This is a genomic window from uncultured Zhongshania sp. (assembly GCF_963975605.1).
Lineage (GTDB): Bacteria > Pseudomonadota > Gammaproteobacteria > Pseudomonadales > Spongiibacteraceae > Spongiibacter > Spongiibacter aquimaris.
Window position 1 is genome coordinate 1 of sequence record NZ_CAXBHN010000020.1, and the last position, 16,095, is coordinate 16,095.

Annotated in this window: 18 protein-coding genes; 9 read left to right on the top strand and 9 right to left on the bottom strand. The window is 50.4% G+C overall.

Features of this window, described 5'->3' with window-relative positions:
- Positions 1 to 2,010: hypothetical protein (locus AAC007_RS14090; RefSeq protein ID WP_339677631.1), on the top strand; the 2,010-nt coding region annotated here is incomplete at its 5' end.
- A 79-nt stretch (positions 2,011 to 2,089) separates the two neighbouring features.
- On the opposite strand, the gene AAC007_RS14095 is transcribed toward AAC007_RS14090, so the two are convergent.
- On the bottom strand, positions 2,090 to 2,953 hold the full coding sequence (locus AAC007_RS14095) for an acyl-CoA thioesterase domain-containing protein (protein WP_339677633.1): 864 nt from the start codon (positions 2,951 to 2,953) through the stop codon (positions 2,090 to 2,092).
- A gap of 173 nt (positions 2,954 to 3,126) precedes the next feature.
- Here AAC007_RS14095 and AAC007_RS14100 point away from each other — a divergent pair, with 173 nt between their 5' ends.
- The 5 genes from AAC007_RS14100 (at position 3,127) to AAC007_RS14120 (ending at position 6,118) form a co-directional block, all read left to right on the top strand.
- Entirely contained in the window at positions 3,127 to 3,285 is a 159-nt protein-coding gene (locus AAC007_RS14100) for a YqaE/Pmp3 family membrane protein (protein ID WP_219043250.1), read from the top strand.
- Positions 3,282 to 3,626, top strand: coding sequence for a DUF4112 domain-containing protein (locus AAC007_RS14105; RefSeq protein WP_339677636.1), 345 nt, complete (start codon positions 3,282 to 3,284; stop codon positions 3,624 to 3,626). Before AAC007_RS14100 ends, AAC007_RS14105 begins: the two co-directional genes overlap by 4 nt.
- Positions 3,627 to 3,679: 53 nt before the next feature.
- Positions 3,680 to 4,339, top strand: a complete 660-nt coding sequence (locus tag AAC007_RS14110; RefSeq protein WP_339677638.1) for a carboxylesterase — start codon at positions 3,680 to 3,682, stop codon at positions 4,337 to 4,339.
- A 254-nt stretch (positions 4,340 to 4,593) separates the two neighbouring features.
- Positions 4,594 to 5,049, top strand: coding sequence for a hypothetical protein (locus AAC007_RS14115; protein ID WP_339677640.1), 456 nt, complete (start codon positions 4,594 to 4,596; stop codon positions 5,047 to 5,049).
- 199 nt (positions 5,050 to 5,248) lie between these two features.
- Positions 5,249 to 6,118: a dienelactone hydrolase family protein gene (locus AAC007_RS14120; protein WP_339677642.1), complete on the top strand. Its 870-nt coding sequence runs from the start codon at positions 5,249 to 5,251 to the stop codon at positions 6,116 to 6,118.
- Between the two features lie 40 nt (positions 6,119 to 6,158).
- Here AAC007_RS14120 and AAC007_RS14125 read toward each other — a convergent pair whose 3' ends face one another.
- From AAC007_RS14125 to moaA, 6 genes are all read right to left on the bottom strand, one after another.
- Positions 6,159 to 7,547 carry a TrkH family potassium uptake protein gene (locus AAC007_RS14125; protein ID WP_339677643.1) on the bottom strand — a complete coding sequence of 463 codons (1,389 nt, stop codon included), beginning with the start codon at positions 7,545 to 7,547 and terminating at the stop codon, positions 6,159 to 6,161.
- Positions 7,548 to 7,678: 131 nt separating this feature from the next.
- The gene (locus tag AAC007_RS14130) at positions 7,679 to 8,290 is read right to left on the bottom strand and encodes a DUF502 domain-containing protein (protein ID WP_339677644.1); all 612 of its coding nucleotides are present in this window, start codon (positions 8,288 to 8,290) and stop codon (positions 7,679 to 7,681) included.
- A 91-nt stretch (positions 8,291 to 8,381) separates the two neighbouring features.
- Positions 8,382 to 9,764, bottom strand: a complete 1,383-nt coding sequence (locus tag AAC007_RS14135) for a VWA domain-containing protein (protein ID WP_339677645.1) — start codon at positions 9,762 to 9,764, stop codon at positions 8,382 to 8,384.
- A gap of 5 nt (positions 9,765 to 9,769) precedes the next feature.
- On the bottom strand, positions 9,770 to 10,702 hold the full coding sequence (locus AAC007_RS14140; protein ID WP_339677646.1) for a MoxR family ATPase: 933 nt from the start codon (positions 10,700 to 10,702) through the stop codon (positions 9,770 to 9,772).
- A gap of 21 nt (positions 10,703 to 10,723) precedes the next feature.
- Complete coding sequence (locus tag AAC007_RS14145; RefSeq protein ID WP_339677647.1) at positions 10,724 to 11,209, bottom strand: cupin domain-containing protein; 486 nt, start codon at positions 11,207 to 11,209, stop codon at positions 10,724 to 10,726.
- A gap of 11 nt (positions 11,210 to 11,220) precedes the next feature.
- The gene (gene moaA / locus AAC007_RS14150; protein ID WP_339677649.1) at positions 11,221 to 12,222 is read right to left on the bottom strand and encodes a GTP 3',8-cyclase MoaA; all 1,002 of its coding nucleotides are present in this window, start codon (positions 12,220 to 12,222) and stop codon (positions 11,221 to 11,223) included.
- A 118-nt stretch (positions 12,223 to 12,340) separates the two neighbouring features.
- Between moaA and AAC007_RS14155 the strand changes: the two genes are divergently transcribed.
- The 3 genes from AAC007_RS14155 to AAC007_RS14165 all read left to right on the top strand — a co-directional run bounded on the left by AAC007_RS14155 (position 12,341) and on the right by AAC007_RS14165 (position 14,648).
- Positions 12,341 to 12,976, top strand: coding sequence for a hypothetical protein (locus AAC007_RS14155; protein ID WP_339677651.1), 636 nt, complete (start codon positions 12,341 to 12,343; stop codon positions 12,974 to 12,976).
- A gap of 221 nt (positions 12,977 to 13,197) precedes the next feature.
- Positions 13,198 to 14,211, top strand: a complete 1,014-nt coding sequence (locus AAC007_RS14160; protein WP_219043238.1) for a Rieske 2Fe-2S domain-containing protein — start codon at positions 13,198 to 13,200, stop codon at positions 14,209 to 14,211.
- A 98-nt stretch (positions 14,212 to 14,309) separates the two neighbouring features.
- Positions 14,310 to 14,648, top strand: coding sequence for a hypothetical protein (locus AAC007_RS14165; protein ID WP_296434130.1), 339 nt, complete (start codon positions 14,310 to 14,312; stop codon positions 14,646 to 14,648).
- Here AAC007_RS14165 and murI read toward each other — a convergent pair.
- Positions 14,635 to 15,435 carry a glutamate racemase gene (gene murI / locus AAC007_RS14170; RefSeq protein ID WP_339677652.1) on the bottom strand — a complete coding sequence of 267 codons (801 nt, stop codon included), beginning with the start codon at positions 15,433 to 15,435 and terminating at the stop codon, positions 14,635 to 14,637. The two genes, AAC007_RS14165 and murI, sit on opposite strands and share 14 nt — an antisense overlap.
- 8 nt (positions 15,436 to 15,443) lie before the next feature.
- On the bottom strand, positions 15,444 to 15,923 hold the full coding sequence (locus AAC007_RS14175) for a peroxiredoxin (RefSeq protein WP_219043235.1): 480 nt from the start codon (positions 15,921 to 15,923) through the stop codon (positions 15,444 to 15,446).
- Positions 15,924 to 16,095: the final 172 nt, after the last annotated feature.

Consider the following 16,095-nt stretch of genomic DNA (forward strand, 5'->3'; position numbering starts at 1 on the left):
GGGTCTGGTACAGGCGGAACTGGCGGTACCGGTGGATCAGGTACAGGTGGAACTGGCGGTACCGGTGGATCAGGTACAGGCGGAACCGGTGGAACGGGTGATAACACAGACCCTGCAGTTAATAATGAAGGGAAAGGGCGCTTTACCGGCGATGGATTCACGGGTGACATAAATGGGGATACGTACACTTATACCGATACGGTCACCGTACTAGCTAATAATATCGAGAACACGCAAGTTTATATTGAAGGTAGTGATTCGTCCGCACTAAACAAATGGCGTGTGATTATACCCAAGGCCGTTGGCACGCATAGCTGTGACGAGAGCGGTGATGACACTGTATTGCAGAATATTATGGGTGTTAACGCTGGCGCTGGCTCCAACGACGGCAGCTGTATTATTAAGGTTTTGCAGGCGGGTCCAGTGTATGAGGGCTATTTTACCGGCCAACTTTATGGGCGGGTAGGAACACCGCTCCGATCTGTGACCAATGGCTATTTCTATGCGACGACAGAAGCAGTTGATACTGGTGATGGCGGTGACACGGGTGGTACTGACGGCGGCGTAAGCGGTGATCTAAATAATGCAGTTTATGCTTCGCTAAACGGCCGCAACGGAGCCACCATAAATATTGTTGGAGGTGAATCGTATAATCTCGGATTTGGTGAGGTTCGCCGTGGCTTTGGTTTACGCGGACTAGAGTTTACTCCTGATGAGCGTAATTTTAATTTGACGCCAACCCAAGGTGTTTTTCCTGTTAGATTAAGTGTAAACATTACCGACCCTGTACTTGGAGAACAGGATTGCGGAGAAGGTTTGACGATTGGGGTATTTATGAGCTCGCAAACGGGCTCAGATCGTAGCGGCAACTATGCTGCCAGTAGCTGTAAAATTCGCCTCGATTATGCCAGTGATATCGGCGGCTTACAGGCCGTTATTTTGTCCGCAAAAATGGATCGGGACGCAAGTACCAGCTTTGAAATGATAAATACCCCTTTCCGTATTTATCGCCACGTTGGCACTGCTGGCGCGTTAACGGGCGATTTGCCACTAGAAAAGTTTGGCTCAATAGAAATTGGCGACGGCGGCACGTTCGAGTTGGGTAATAATCAATATTTCCTACTTGAAAATCGTATGGGGCTTGGTGGTACGAGCCCGGATGACGGCACGCCGGCCTTCACTGGTAATGCCTCCGACATCATTTCACTAAAGGCGTCAGCAGCATTGGCCGGCGATAAGAGCTACGACTGCAAAACTACGGGCCCCCAGCTTTCAATCAAGGTGGGCACTTATCAACTGGAAACGGTGTATTCAACGGCCCCGTCTGGTGGTAGTTGCACTATTACGACGGAAGCGCGTGGCGAAAAGTATTATGAGGGCAGCTACAGTGCAACGATGATATCTGTGGATAACGGTTTAGAGGAGGATTTGCGGACACTTTCTGTAACGGGCAAATTTCGCAATTACGCCATCCGTCTAAACCGCCCAGAAGGTGGCGTAGATGATGAAGGCGCACTAACTGCAGAAGAAGTCGGTGTTACTCTGCAAATTAACGATGGCAGCCCGGATTGGCAGACCGGTGATCGCTTCAAATTCCTTGAGGATCAGTTTGACAGAATCTCAACTTTTGAAACCAGCTATGGTATTTCAATGGATCGCGGTGAGCGTATTATTAAGTTCGGCGTAGACGTGCTTAATGCCCCCCGCGAAGTAGGTGTATACGATTGCGCCAGCATTAACCCAAGCGATAATCGCATTGTGAATGTTGCCGTTAATGCTGTCGGCGTGAAGTATGAAACTACAACCTACGATACCGTTTTGAGAAAAACGATATTGACGCCAGGGGCGGCGTGCCAGATTGAAATTATCAGTGATGATGATGGTTTTGTGAACGGCACCTATACGGCAACCGCTGTTGTGGTGGGTGGCGAGCAAATTATGCCGGGCGGTGACAATACCGTTCGTGTATCTGGTACCTTCCGCCGCAAAGTGGAGGCAGCGCAACCCTAGTAGCGATCGGTTTTAAATAAGAATCTACCTTGTAGCCCCCCCAGCCTGTGCTGGGGTTTTTTTATGGATATTGATTGCCTTAGCGTAATACCGCTTCTTGGGTAACGGTGGCAATTAACTCGCCGCTTTGGGTGAAAATTTTACCGGTGGCCAATCCTCGGCCATTTGCCGCCCAGTGGCTTTCGGTGCGGTACAACAGCCATTGATCGACCTTGACTGGCGCGTGAATCCACATGGAATGATTCAGCGACGCCAAAAAGTTAATGCCCGAGTCTCGACCGTGGGAGACCGCGATCGTGCCGGGCATCCAGTAGTCCGACAGAAGCGCTAGTAAAGAATGGTGGTCGCGTTCATCGTTGACCACCTTGGCGGACGGCAAGCGAATCCAGTAGTCGCGAAACGAAGTCTCAGGACTGTCAAAATAGTGTTCCGGCTCCAGCATTCTAAGCTCAAAAATATAGGGTTTGCTGAGTACCGCAACGATGTGCTCTGGCAGGCGATGGGCATTTTGCTTGGCAAACTGCGCAAGGTTTAATAGCGACTCTGGATCGGCGGGATTGCCTAGATCTGCAAACTGGTGGCTTAATCCTGCCTCACCTTTATGGAATGAGCACTGCAGCTCAAATATCACCCGTCCGCGCTGTTCAGCGGTGACACGGCGAGTCGCAAAACTGCGGCTATCGCTGAGACGCTCAACACGGTAATCAATGGGCTCGTCGATAATGCCGCCCCGCATAAAAACCCCGCTAAGGCTGTGGCACTGCCAGTCATCAACCGTGAGCGTTGCGGCGGCGAGCGATTGCCCTAGCGCCTGTCCACCAAAGGTAACACCGGCCATATTGTCTAGATTGTGACGGGCGCGAAAAAGGTCTTTACCAATTTCTTCGAATTGCAGCATTTCGCTGGCGTTTGGAATATATCGGGTACTTGTCGAGATGTTCACCAAGATCGGGCTCGCTACAATGTATTTTGGGCGTAGAGCATATTCAACAACAGTGTTCAGATCAACCTAGCGCGTCCGCCTATACTGCGCTCGCAGATGAGTTGAAATTGATAATTATGTGCTACCTTTAGCATGTCATTTCTAACTCACACATAAGGAACGAGAAAAATACTATGGATATCATTCGTATCATCTTTGCGATTTTATTACCGCCATTGGGCGTGTTTCTACAAGTTGGTTTAGGTAAGCATTTTTGGATAAATATCATTCTAACCCTCTGCGGCTACTTTCCCGGTATCATTCACGCTGTTTATATCATCGCTAAAAAATGATATCGCCAGAGGCAGAACAGCGGCTGCAGCGCAGTCGCAAACTCGCCATCTTATTGGATGGCGCATGGGGAATCCCCAATACACCGTGGCGTTTTGGGATAGATTCCTTACTCGGCTTATTGCCTGTCGCCGGTGATTTTGCAAGCGCGCTTCTCGGTTTAATTATCGTTTGGCAGGCGCATCGACTTAAAGCACCGCGATTTTTAAAATTGAGAATGCTTGGCAATATAGGCCTCGATTTTTTAATTGGTTGCATTCCAATTATTGGCGATATAGCCGACGTTGCCTTCCGGAAAAATATTCGCAATGCAGACCTTCTTGAGGCCTGGCTTAAGAAATAGATTTCTATATGTCGTTAAAAATCTCGTAAATTACTACACGCAGGAGCCACACATTGCTTAATTGTGAAATAGTAGAACCTAAAGGCGCTGTAGACGCCGCCGTTATTTGGTTACACGGGCTCGGTGCCAGTGGCCATGACTTTGTGCCCGTGGTGCCCCACCTCGGTTTGCCAGACAATCACGGCATTCGTTTTGTATTTCCCCACGCCCCGGAAATTCCCATTACCATCAACGGCGGCATGGTTATGCCCGGCTGGTATGACATTCTTGCGATGTCGATAGAGCGCGAGATAGATCTAGTGCAGATAGAATCCTCCGCTGCCGCCGTGCGCGACTTAATTCAGCGCGAGCTAGATGCGGGCATCCCCAGCGAACGTATCGTGCTTGCCGGTTTCAGCCAGGGCGGCGCCGTGGTTTACCACGCCGCACTATCTTACCCAAAGCCGCTGGCGGGCTTACTCACTATGTCGACTTATTTCGCCACCGCGAAAGAAGTAAAACTCAATGAGGCAAACAAAGACCTGCCGATTCATATATTCCACGGCAGCCAAGACCCAATGGTGCAAGAAAGCATGGGTCATACCGCCAATCAAATTCTGCAAAGTATGGGATTTAAACCTAAATATCGTAGCTACTCGATGCAGCACGAAGTCTGCGCAGAAGAGATTTCTGATATCGGGAATAGTCTTAGAGGATGGTTGAGGTTGGGTTAAAAGTTAACAACGTTAGACTGGCTCGATAAAGCTTCTATCCGCGATAGGATGACCAGAGTATTCCGATTGTAGTATTTACGCTGGCTTGAATTATAGGGAGCAAGTAAATCTTACATTTGTATGAGAGTTGGAAGTCAATAGTTTTTGTGACTTAGGTGAATCGTTTGCTTTCAAAAAATGTGTCAATTAGGACGTTTGTAAGCTCGCGCTTATTACTCTGATCTTAAAAAACACTGAGAGTTGTAGAGATAATTATGATCAAAAAAAATTTTATATTTTTGATTTTTGTAGTGCTCCTTTCTGGCTGTAGTGTAGCTAACTACAGATCGTATGATGGATCGCCACTTCCGATAGAGCAGCTTGCCTTCGTTAGTTGCGATGAATACGTTTCTATTACAAAGATAAATGGAATAGAAGTTAAACTGCCACTATTAACTAGTTTGGTGGGAAATAGCACATGTTTCGCAGAGTTAACTCCTGGGCGGCATACGATAGCTTATAAGCTTACTACCGGAGGTGGAGCGGTTTCGATGCATGTAAATGAGAAAGTGATCGAGATCACTGTTGTGGCAGGCGACATATTAAAAATATACCAAAAATATGAAACGTTGAGTTGGAGTAGCTGGGTTGAGAAGCTAGATGGAGAGAAATATGATGCGGAGTTAAAACGTATTATTAGCAACAGAGTTTTACCCAAGAATAATGGTTAGCAATGCGATCAAGTCTCGTGGCATAGTCTTATTCCTGCGTAGATCGTCATACCAGATTTTAAAAGGCCAAAGTCGATCAATATATGTAGTACGTGCAAATCCCCTGTTTTATTTGGCGACGATCGTTAACGAAGAGCGCTAAGTATGTTTCGGTTTCGTAAGAGACGTCCCGTCTAGTAAATAACGTAGGTAATAAATAATGCCGAATCGCGCCATAGATACACCCCAATGGAAAGCCGGTACTAATAAGCAGGCGCCGATCGTTGAGATGTATCCCGATTTTGAGCCGGGCAGTTTTTCCTTTAAGGGGGTGACGCGGCCGGTTTATAAATCGGGTGAAGGGCCTGCGATTATAGTGATTCACGAAATACCGGGAATTTATGACGAGGTGTGGAATTTTGCTCGGCGTTTGAATAAGGAGGGGTTCACGACCTATTTACCCTCTTTGATAGGCTCGCCTGGGATGAGCTATTCGACAAAGAATTTGCTTAAGTCGATGTCTAAGCTTTGTGTCTCTAAGGAGTTTAACCGCTTTGCGTTTCGGGAAGAGGCGCCGATTGCCGATTGGCTCAGAGCTTTAGCGCGAGATGCACACCGCAGTTGTGGCGGGCCGGGGGTGGGGGCTATTGGTATGTGCTTTAGCGGTGGTTTTGCTTTGGCAATGATGGCCGATGAGTCTGTGATTGCGCCGGTCTTATCTCAGCCGTCTATGCCGTTTATGTTAAGTAAAAAACTGCGTCATGATATCGATGTGAATCCTAGCGATATTCCTAAGATTAAGGCGCGAATGGAGCGGGATGATATTTGTCTAATCGGGCTTAGGTTTAGCGGCGATAAAATGGTGCCTGAAAATCGCTTTCGATATTTAACAGAAAATTTTGGCGACAAGTTTATTGGAATTAGTATCGATTCTTCTAAGGGGAATTCACACAATATCAAAGCTAGCGCGCACTCCGTGTTAACCCGCGATTACGTTGACGAGGAAGATCACCCTACCTATCAGGCTTTTCAGCAGGTCTTGGCCTTGTTTAAAAAACAGCTTCTGTTAGTGCACGTTAGCAGTAATTGAGTATTGCGAATACACCTGAGCGCGCCTTAGATACGGCGCGCTAACTTTTCCAGTACGTTGGAGTTAGCACCAAGATAATCGTCATAAATTCTAGCCTGCCAAGTAACATTCCCACACTGAGAATCCATTTACTGCTATCGGGCAAGCTAGAGAAATTGTCTGCGGGACCGATGGTGTCGCCAAGGCCGGGACCGACGTTCATTAAAGCGGTCGCGGCACCGGTGAGGCTGGTCATAAGGTCTAAGCCGCTAAACGCGAGGAGCAAGGTGATGACCACCAGGGATGCCAACATGATGAAGACAAAGGTAACGGCAGATAGCACGATACTGTCGTCTACGCGTCGGCCATTGTAGTACCGCCGGATCATGGCGCGGGGGTGAACGGCGCGCACGATGCTTTCTTGCAGCATCATAAATAATAATTGGAAGCGGAAAATTTTAATGCCGCCACTGGTTGAACCTGAACATCCGCCAATAAACATCGCGAAGAAAAAGGCCGCCACCGCCAGTTCGCCCCACTGCGAATAGTCACCGCTGGCATAGCCGGTGGTGGTGATGACTGAGACTAAATTAAATGTGCTGTAGGTTAAGGCGTGCAAAAGGTCGATGCCGGTTTCTGACATGAGATGGAGGGTAATGATCACACTTATAATTAAAATAGTGAGTAAGAAACCGCGAACTTGTTGGTCGTTAAATATCCGCCAACTGCGCTTAATTAAAAAGTGAACGTAAATAGCAAAGGGCAGTGCGCCGAGGATCATAAAGATAATAGCGACCCAGTGACTGCCAAGGTCGGCGAATTGGGCAAAGGAGCTGTCTGAGGTTGAGTAGCCGCCGGTAGAGATGGTAGTCATGGCGTGATTGACGGCGTGAAAGCTATCCATGCCGGTGAACATATAGGCTAGCGTGCACAGAAACGTGAGCATGATGTACACGTAAATAATCATGGTGACCATGGTGCGTGAGCGCGGTATGGCTTTGTCTGACCAGTCAGAAGATTCCGTTTGGAATAGGCGCATACCGCCTACTTTCAGAAAGGGCAGAATCGCGACGGCCATGCCGATAACCCCGAGACCGCCAACCCACTGCAGGATTGAACGCCATACCAAAATATCGTGTGGCATGCTGTCTAGCCCAGTTAGCACGGTAGAGCCGGTGGTGGTGAGACCAGATACCGACTCAAACACGGCGTCGGTCAATCCGCAGAATCCGGGTATGAGTAAAAACGGCAGGGCGCCTGTTAATGAAATGAGCAGCCAGGAGCTGGTGGTGATTAAAAACATTTGCCGCGGGGTGAGCATATTGATGCGATGTGAGCGCGATAAAATCCAACCGGCAGCAGCGAGACCCACGGTCAGTGCGATGGCGTTGCTAAAGGCCGCGGTGTTGCCCGTGTGATAAATGATGGCCATGAGTAGAGGTACAGTCATCATCAGCCCAAAGACTAGCAGTATAAGGCTGCAGACTTTGAGGACCGGTTTGATGAGTGTGGACTGGGTCATTGTGTGATCGCTGTGTTGGCCTTTGGTGCTGGCGTACTCGCGTAGGCCTAGCTAGCCGATTATTTGATAACGCCAAGTTCCGCAGAACCGGCACCACAGGAAATAATCGATTTAAATGCGGCGTCGAGTTTAATATCTGGCCGAGGTTCTACGCACTCTGGAGGCAGGTGATAGACAAAACCGGATGTTGGGTTTGGGCCGGTGGGTACAAAGACGGTATACCAGCCATTGCTGTGGCGGCTGGTGATAATTGCGGTGGCGCGTGCTGGGCTATCCACGCCGTACAGTTGCACAACGGCCGCCTCACCTTTGGTGAACGGCGAATTGCTATTGGCGCCAAACATTTGCTGAATGATGTCGCGAATAAGGCGATAGCCGGGGGCAAAGCGCGCTAGATGAGCATCGACAAAATTTTGAATCCAGCGTCCGGCACTGGTGGCAACGATGGTGCCGACGATAAAACAACTTAGCAAAATGAGGGCGATCACCAGCGCGTCGATCAATAGCGGTGGTGCGCCGGTAAGGCGAACAAGCGGTGCCGTCATGGGGGCAATTAAAGATTGCACGCTATTCACTAACCAGCGCAGACCCAGCAATAGAATGATCACGGGTGCGATAACTAATACACCACCGATAAATGACTGGCTAATAAAGTGTTTTAATTTATTCATGATGGCCCGAGCTAGCTGAGGATTGCCGTGACTGTAGCGATTTTGTGTGACAAGGATACCGCATTTGCACGCTGTATAGTGAGTATATGCCTTATCGCAGTAAGCTCAGTAATTGGTCCAGCAGTCGCTCTAGTTTGCGCAGCGACCCACATTCAGCAACATAGTGACTGGCACTTTGATAGCGACGGATTTCCGAATCGCCGGTGTTCCAGCTGTAGTGTGACTCCGGGTTAAACCACAACACCAGTCTGGCGCGGTGATAAATACTGCGCAGGGCGTCTATTCCCGTGTCGCCGCCGTTGCCGCGACCGTCGCCAAGAATAATCACACAGCTTCGGCGATTGAGCTTGTCTTCAATTTGATTCCAAAAACTATTGAGCGCTAAGCCGTAGTCACTGCCGCCTAAGCCATGTCGCTGTTGAATGATGGCCATGGCTTCGTCAGCGGGGTACTGTTTAAACAAATCGCTGACTTCAATGCTTTGCCCACAAAACACAAAGCTGCGGGTATTGGGCAGTACATCACTTAGCGCTTGCACAAAGAGCAATAGCACCCGCGACCAGGCGCTGACGGAACCGCTTATGTCGCACAGCACAAAAATATCGCTTTTGTCTTTGCGGGTGGTTTTCCAGAATCGGTGGAAGGGAATGCCGCCGTAGGCAATATTGCGACGCAGGGTTTTGCCAAGATCGAGTTTGCCGCGCCGCGCACGCTTATGGCGTTGCCGGTGGCGAGATGCAAGTTTTTTGGCGAGCTTGCGGATCAGTGGTGGCAATCGTTCGCGGTGGTAATGCTCCATGGCAGACAGCGATGTGTCTTTTATGGTGTCATCGCGAAGCTGTTTGCCTGCCGCGTCGTTGTTTAATAATAGCTGGCGGTCGATGACATCCTTTACCGCGGCAATTTGGCGGTCGCGCAATTGGCCGAGTATGAGGGCCTGCTCTATTTCGCCAGCGTCTTGCAGTTGTTGGATGTCAGATACTTTTTGTTCGTCGTTTAGCGCATTTAAAATTTTGCGCCGATAAACTCCGCGCTGAGTGCGGAACTTAATATTTTCTAAGCCGATTTCTGCGGCGGCGCGAATCACTTCACTAAGTGTGTTGTCGCGTTGGCCAATGCTTCCCGAGCCGCCGCTGCCCTGGCCATTGCCGGCGCCTTCGCCGCCACCTGCACCGTCGCCTTCATTTGGATTGTTGGTGTCGTCGAGGTCGGTGTTTTCCGCCTCGTCTTTGGTATTGTTGTCAGTGATACTTTCGCCGATGGGGGCGCGGAAAAACCGCTCAAAACATGCGGCGAAGTGACTGTGGTCTTCGACGGTTTTAGCAAGGCAGCTCGCCAAGCCGTCTCGCAGTAAATCCGGATCGCTATAGCCGAGGGTCGCCACTACGCGCATGGCGTCCAGCGTTTCTGCGGTTGATATCGCCAAGCCATTATTGCGAAGGTGGCGAATGAATTGCAGCAGAGTTTCGTCCACGGCGCTTATAAATTACTACTGGCACGTTTGATCAAGCCGTGAAGTTCGGGGCTGACCATATTGATATCTTCTTCGTACTTGAGCAGTACGTTGAGGGTGTCTTCGACCAATTCTCTCGACAAACTGTCGCAGTGCAAGAGCAGCAGGCTGCGCGCCCAATCGATGGTTTCGCTGATGGCTGGTTGCTTCTTTAAGTCGAGCTCGCGAACGCCGTGTACGAAGTTGACCAGCTGGCGGCGCAGCTCGTCAGGTACGGCGGGTACGCGGCTTTGTACAATCCGGCTTTCCAGTTTTGCTTCGGGGAAGGGGATGTACAAATGTAGACAGCGACGTTTAAGCGCATCGCTGAGGTCGCGGGTGTTGTTGCTGGTGAGTATCACCAAGGGTTTATGGCGTGCCCGCAGGGTGCCAATTTCTGGCAGGGTAACGCTAAAGTCGGCCAGAATTTCTAAGAGCAGCGACTCGAATTCGTAATCTGCTTTGTCGATTTCGTCGATAAGTAATACCGCGCCGTCGTCACTTTGCAGCGCTTTAAGAAGGGGGCGCGGTTCTAAAAAGCGTTCCGAGTAAAAAATATCGTCAAAATTATGGAGGCGCTCGACGGCATTCGCCAAGCCATCGGTGCCGTCGAGAATATCGTGAAGTTGTTCCTTTAAAACTTGCACATACAAAAGCTGTTTGCTGTACTTCCAGTCGTAAAGCGCTTTGCTTTCGTCCAGGCCTTCGTAGCACTGCAATCTGAACAGTGGTTTCGCCAGCATCGCGGCGGTGGCGTTGGCGAGTTCGGTTTTACCCACACCCGGCGGACCCTCAATAAGTATCGGACGCTCTAGTTGTTGGGCAATATAAAGTGTGGTCGCGATGGCGGAGCTGGCGATATAGCCCTGCTCGGCGAGTTTGGCGATGAGCTGTTCTATGTCCTTGCGGGCGTCTGTCATAAGGTGGATCCGGTTCAGGGCTCAACTAGCAATGAGGTGTTTTAGTGTCGCCCAATGTTGTGGGTAATCGCGCTGGATTTGACTGGCGTCAGCCAGTTTGTGGTCATTAAAATCAAAGCCTGGGCATACAGCCTCAGATATCAAACCATATTCACCCTGCCGCAGTTCTGATGCCTTCCAATAGCCACCGGGTACCAGCATCTGCAGCTGCTGACCAGCGGCTAAATCCGGTCCCATGACGATATTAGTGACACTGCCATCGGGTGCAAGCAAGGTGTAGTCAATAGCGCTACCGTGCTGCCAAAAGTGGAGAATGTCGGAGTGATTTTTATGCAAGTGACCGACCGAGCTCTCTTTGCTGAGCAGGTAGTAAATGGCCGACATCGCTGCGCGGTCTTTGACCGTGTGAGCTGAAGTGAACGTCCGGCTGTAGAAGCCACCCTCAAGATGCGGCGCTAAATTGAGCTGGGCGATGATGTCCTTGCTTATATGATCTTCTGTCGCCATAAATTGCTAAATTAGCCGCCGGTGGTATTCATAAAGCGAACAATTTGGGGCTCGTCATCCAGTGAGAAATGATGGCGCTCTGGTTTCAAATCCATGGCCTTAATTATTGCGTCGCGCAGTCTGTCGTGGTCGCCGGGGTAGCGGTCTACGATTTCCTTTAAGCTAACGGAGTGCTCATTGCCAAGGCACAGCAGTAGGCGTCCCTCGACGGTGAGTCGAACTCGATTGCAAAGATGGCAGAAGTTGTGACTGTGGGGCGAGATAAATCCAATTCGCGATTGGCTGTCGGCCATGCGGTAGTAGCGCGATGGGCCGCCGGTATTTTCTGTGGTCGGGGTTAAGGCGTAGCGCTCTTGGATTTGCGTGCGAATTTGCTCGCTGCTGATAAAACTAAGCGCGCGGTCGTGCTCGCTGATATTCCCCAGCGGCATCTCTTCTATAAAGCTGATGTCGATGTGCTTGTCGCGGGCGTAGTCGACTAAATCTAAAATTTCGTCGTCGTTACGCCCCTTGAGAATAACGGCGTTTAATTTTATGCGGTTAAATCCTGCGTCCCGCGCGGCGTCGACACCGGTCAATACTTTTTGCAGCTCGCCAAAGCGCGTTAACTCCTTAAAGCGACCGGCTTGCAGGCTGTCTAAGCTGATGTTGATACCCGTGAGTCCAGCGGCCTTCAGCGGTTTGGCGAATTTGTCGAGCTGAGCGCCGTTGGTGGTGAGGTGAAGTTGCTCAAGGTGTTCTAGCTGCCCCAGCCGTTCTATTAGCGACATGACATTGTTGCGAACGAGTGGCTCGCCACCGGTTAGCCGAATTTTTTTGACCCCTAACTGAACAAAGCTGCTCGCAATGTCGTACAACTGTTCCAAAGTGAGAATTTGCGCGCGGGGCAAAAAGGTCATATCTTCCGACATGCAATACACGCAGCGAAAATCACAGCGATCGGTGACCGATAGGCGCAGGTAGTTAACTCCGCGTCCGAAGCGATCTTGTAGTGGAGCTTCAACTTTTGTCATAGCGCTGATATTAGCATGTGTTGAATACTCGCTGCAGTGCTAGCTGCTCTCAGGGCTCGCGAGCAGCGTAGAAAATAGAAAAACAAGATAGTTTTTACATGATATTCAGGGGCGATATATGAGATTTTTCAATACCTTAGCTTTAGTTTCTGTGTGCTTGGCAGCACCTGCTTACGGTGCGGAAAGTGCGCCCGCTAAATCAAGCGGTTCCAGTCAAGCGGCGGCAAAGACTCAAACCCAAGCTGAAGCCGAGTCAAGCGCGCAAGCCGGCGGTATTTACGATCGCCGTGGCCAGCCGGTTACCGCAATGCAGGTTGGCAAGGCGCGGGCGGCTGAGGCGGCGGTGAAAAAAGCGGGGGTAGCGCCAGACTCAACGGAAGCGGCCATGATACGTATCGGCGCAGGTGTGCCGCCAGAAACGGCTTACGAGCCTTATAGCGGTATATACGACGCCCAAGGTAAGCGTATTAGTAGCAAGCAGGCAGCGGAGGACTTGGCTGTTGAAGAGGTGGTGCGTCGCAGTGGCGCGGAGCCTGGTTCAGAGCGCGAAGCGATTATTCGCGCGGCGGCGGGCGGAGAAACAGAAACCGAAGACGGCGACGAAGTAGATGCGCCGACCATGGAAGAAGTTGCTAAGGAAGTTGCTGTGCAGCAGGCCATTTTGCGCACCGGTGTGCAACCGGGCTCGGCCAATGAGTCACTGATCCGCATGGGCGCCGATGTCATGATGGAGCGCTATAAAAACTGGAAGTAATATGGCTCTGTGCGGCGAGCTCAGAGCTTGCCGCGCTGCAATAAGAATCCATTCCATGGCGTTTTTTGCCAGTTTCATGTCTCATTTTGTCATTGTCTCTCAGCGTTCGAAGAGTAAAGTGGTGGGCAATTGAGAGCTTGTGTTTTTGAAGCCAACTGAACACCCTACTGAGGTCTGATCGCATAGCACCGCGATAGGCCATCTCAGCCGAGGATAAGAAAATGACGACCGATACCAACGCAATGAAACGCTACCCCATGCCTATGCCGTTTGGCTGGTTTGCGGTGTCGTATTCCGATGAGCTAGCGCCAAGCCAATCCCGCGCGGTACATTATTTTGGGCAAGAATTGGTGTTGTTTCGCACCGAGGCCGGTAAGGCGGTATTGATGGAAGCCTACTGTCCTCATTTGGGCGCGCATTTGGGCCACGGTATTCACGAGCGCTCAGGTACTGGCGGTGGCCGAATTGAAGGCAATAATATTGTTTGCCCGTTTCACTCTTGGAAGTTTAGCCCCGAGGGTGAGTGCGTAGAGGTGCCTTACGCGAAGAATATGCCGCCAAAAGTGGCAGGTAAAAAGTGTTTGAAAAGCTTTCCGATCCGCGAAACAAATCAGGTAATTTGGGCCTGGTACCACCCAGACGGCGTTGCGCCGCTGTGGGAAGTTATCAGCCATGACGAGGCCAATAGTGATGATTGGTCGCCGCAGGATCGCTACGAGTGGATTATCCACACTCATCCGCAAGAAATGGCGGAGAACGCCGCTGACCCTGCGCACTTTAAATATGTGCACGGTACGGCGTCGTTTCCTGAGTGGGAGACCACTTACGACGGCTACTTTGTTCGCGGTTTGCAGGTCGCAAATATGCCAACACCGCGCGGTGAGGTGAAAGGATCTATTCGCACTGGCAGCGCAGGTCCAGGTCAGGGTTTTACCAAGTTCGAAGGGATTGCCGATACATTCCTATTGGGTCTGACAACGCCAATTGATGAACACAAAGTGCAGGTGCGCTTTGCGTTTATTCAACCCAAGATAAATGGCGAAGTGAAGAAGGGCGGTGTTAACGCGGCGATCATCGCCAATATCGTTGGCCAGCTTGAAGAAGATAAGCCAATTTGGGAACACAAAATTTATCGGCCGCTGCCGATTCTGTGTGACGGTGATGGCCCGATTGCGAAATTCCGTAAATGGTATAGCCAATTCTATGCGGAAGGGTTTGATCCGCGCGCTTTATAGCATTTTCTCGCATTTTTGTGTTGTTGTGATCCGGTTGGGCTGCGTCTAGCCGGATTTTCTGTATACTTTGGCAATTAGTAAAACTGCCGGAAAGTGCAATGCGTTTTTTAATTCCCAGCTTTTTATTTTTTACTCTGTGTGGGTCCATCGCTCACGCGTCTTGTGTCCTTCCCTTACCACCGCAGCAGTTCCCCGATGGCGCAATCGCCGATGCCGAAGCCATGGAGTTTGCCAAGCGCAGAGTAGAGCGCTATTTCGACAATAGTCTGCGGTATATAAAGTGTTTAGACACCATCGACAAAACGGCGATTGGCACTGGGCGAGATAACGAAGAGCGTAAGCGCAAACGTATCAATAGTTATAATGTAGGTTTAGAAAATATTGCTATGGTCCTAGCAGAATACGAAGAAAGTGTTCGCCAATTTAATAGTCGATAAGTTTAAGACCAAGTGATTCAAGTTGACTCGTTAAGGTCGGCGTCGCTCGCTCTTCCCCTAAAATAATAACTTCTCGATTCCCTTCACTGTCACCTTTGTCCAGTGGCAAATTAAGCTCCCCTATAAGATGTTGCACTCGACGAGCGATGGCGTCACCAGAGTCTATCCATTCTATGCCCGGCATTAGTTCGGCGAGTGGCTTTTGAATTAATGGGAAATGCGTGCAGGCAAGTACCACCGTGTCCATGTCTGCTGCGCGAGGGTGTTTGCATAGCTCAGCTTTAATTTGCTGCAGTACCTCGTCAACTGAGCTGTCGTTCCAAAACTGCGATTCAATTGCCGGTGCTAAGCTGCGGCTGCCCACCGCGATGACACAGCAGTGCGAGGCGAAATCTTTAATGAGCTGAGCGGTGTACGCGCGGGCGACGGTGCCGGGGGTGGCGAGTAGGCCGATGACACCGCTGCGACTGCGCTGCGCTGCTGGCTTAATTGCCGGTACCACGCCGACCACGGGTATGTTGAGAATACCGCGCAAGGCGGGTAATACCGCTGTGCTGGCAGAGTTACAAGCCATGACAAGGATGTCGGCGTGGTGTTTTTGCAATAGCGCGGATACCGCCTGACAAATATGTGGTACTAGTGCATCTTCCTGCCACTCGCCATAGGGAAAGCCGCCATGGTCCATGGCGTAGAGCAGGTTTGCTTGGGGAATAAGGCGATGAATCGCGGCGCCGATACTCAGTGAGCCGACGCCGGAATCAAATATGAGCACGCGGGGTGCGTGCACAGCGGGACTCACAGCAGAGCGAGTATTTTTTCTGCCGCGCTAACATCCACCGCACCGGTGGGCTCTAGTGCTAAATGGCTCACGGTACCGTTGTCGACAATCATCGCGTAGCGACGTGAACGCTGACCAAGACCAAAGCCTGAGCCGTCCATTACCAAACCTAGGGCTTCGGTAAATTCGCAGTTACCGTCGGCAAGCATTAACAATTCTTCTGCATTCTGGCTCTTGCCCCAAGCGTCCATCACAAAGGCGTCGTTGACGGAAATACAGGCAATGGTATCAACACCCTTGGCTTTCATTTTGTCGGCGTTTACCACGTAGCCTGGCAAGTGAGTCAGTGTGCAACCCGGTGTGAACGCGCCAGGTACAGCAAAAAGTACTACTTTCTTTCCTGAGAAAATTTCTTCGGTGCTAATGTCTTGTGGGCCTTTTTCACCCATCACTTTGAGTGTAACTGCGGGAATTTTGTCGCCGGTTTGAATACTCATAATGGAAACCTTTTTAATGTTTAGCAAAATGGTGTGAAGATTGTCTAGTTTAGCAGAGCGAGGCAAGTCTGGTAATGCATGACTAGCGTCGCTTAGTATGTGCAGCGGTTTCTTAGACGACGTTAAATGTAATGGTTCGGTATTGCCGGGCACAATTTTTGGGATAGGTGGA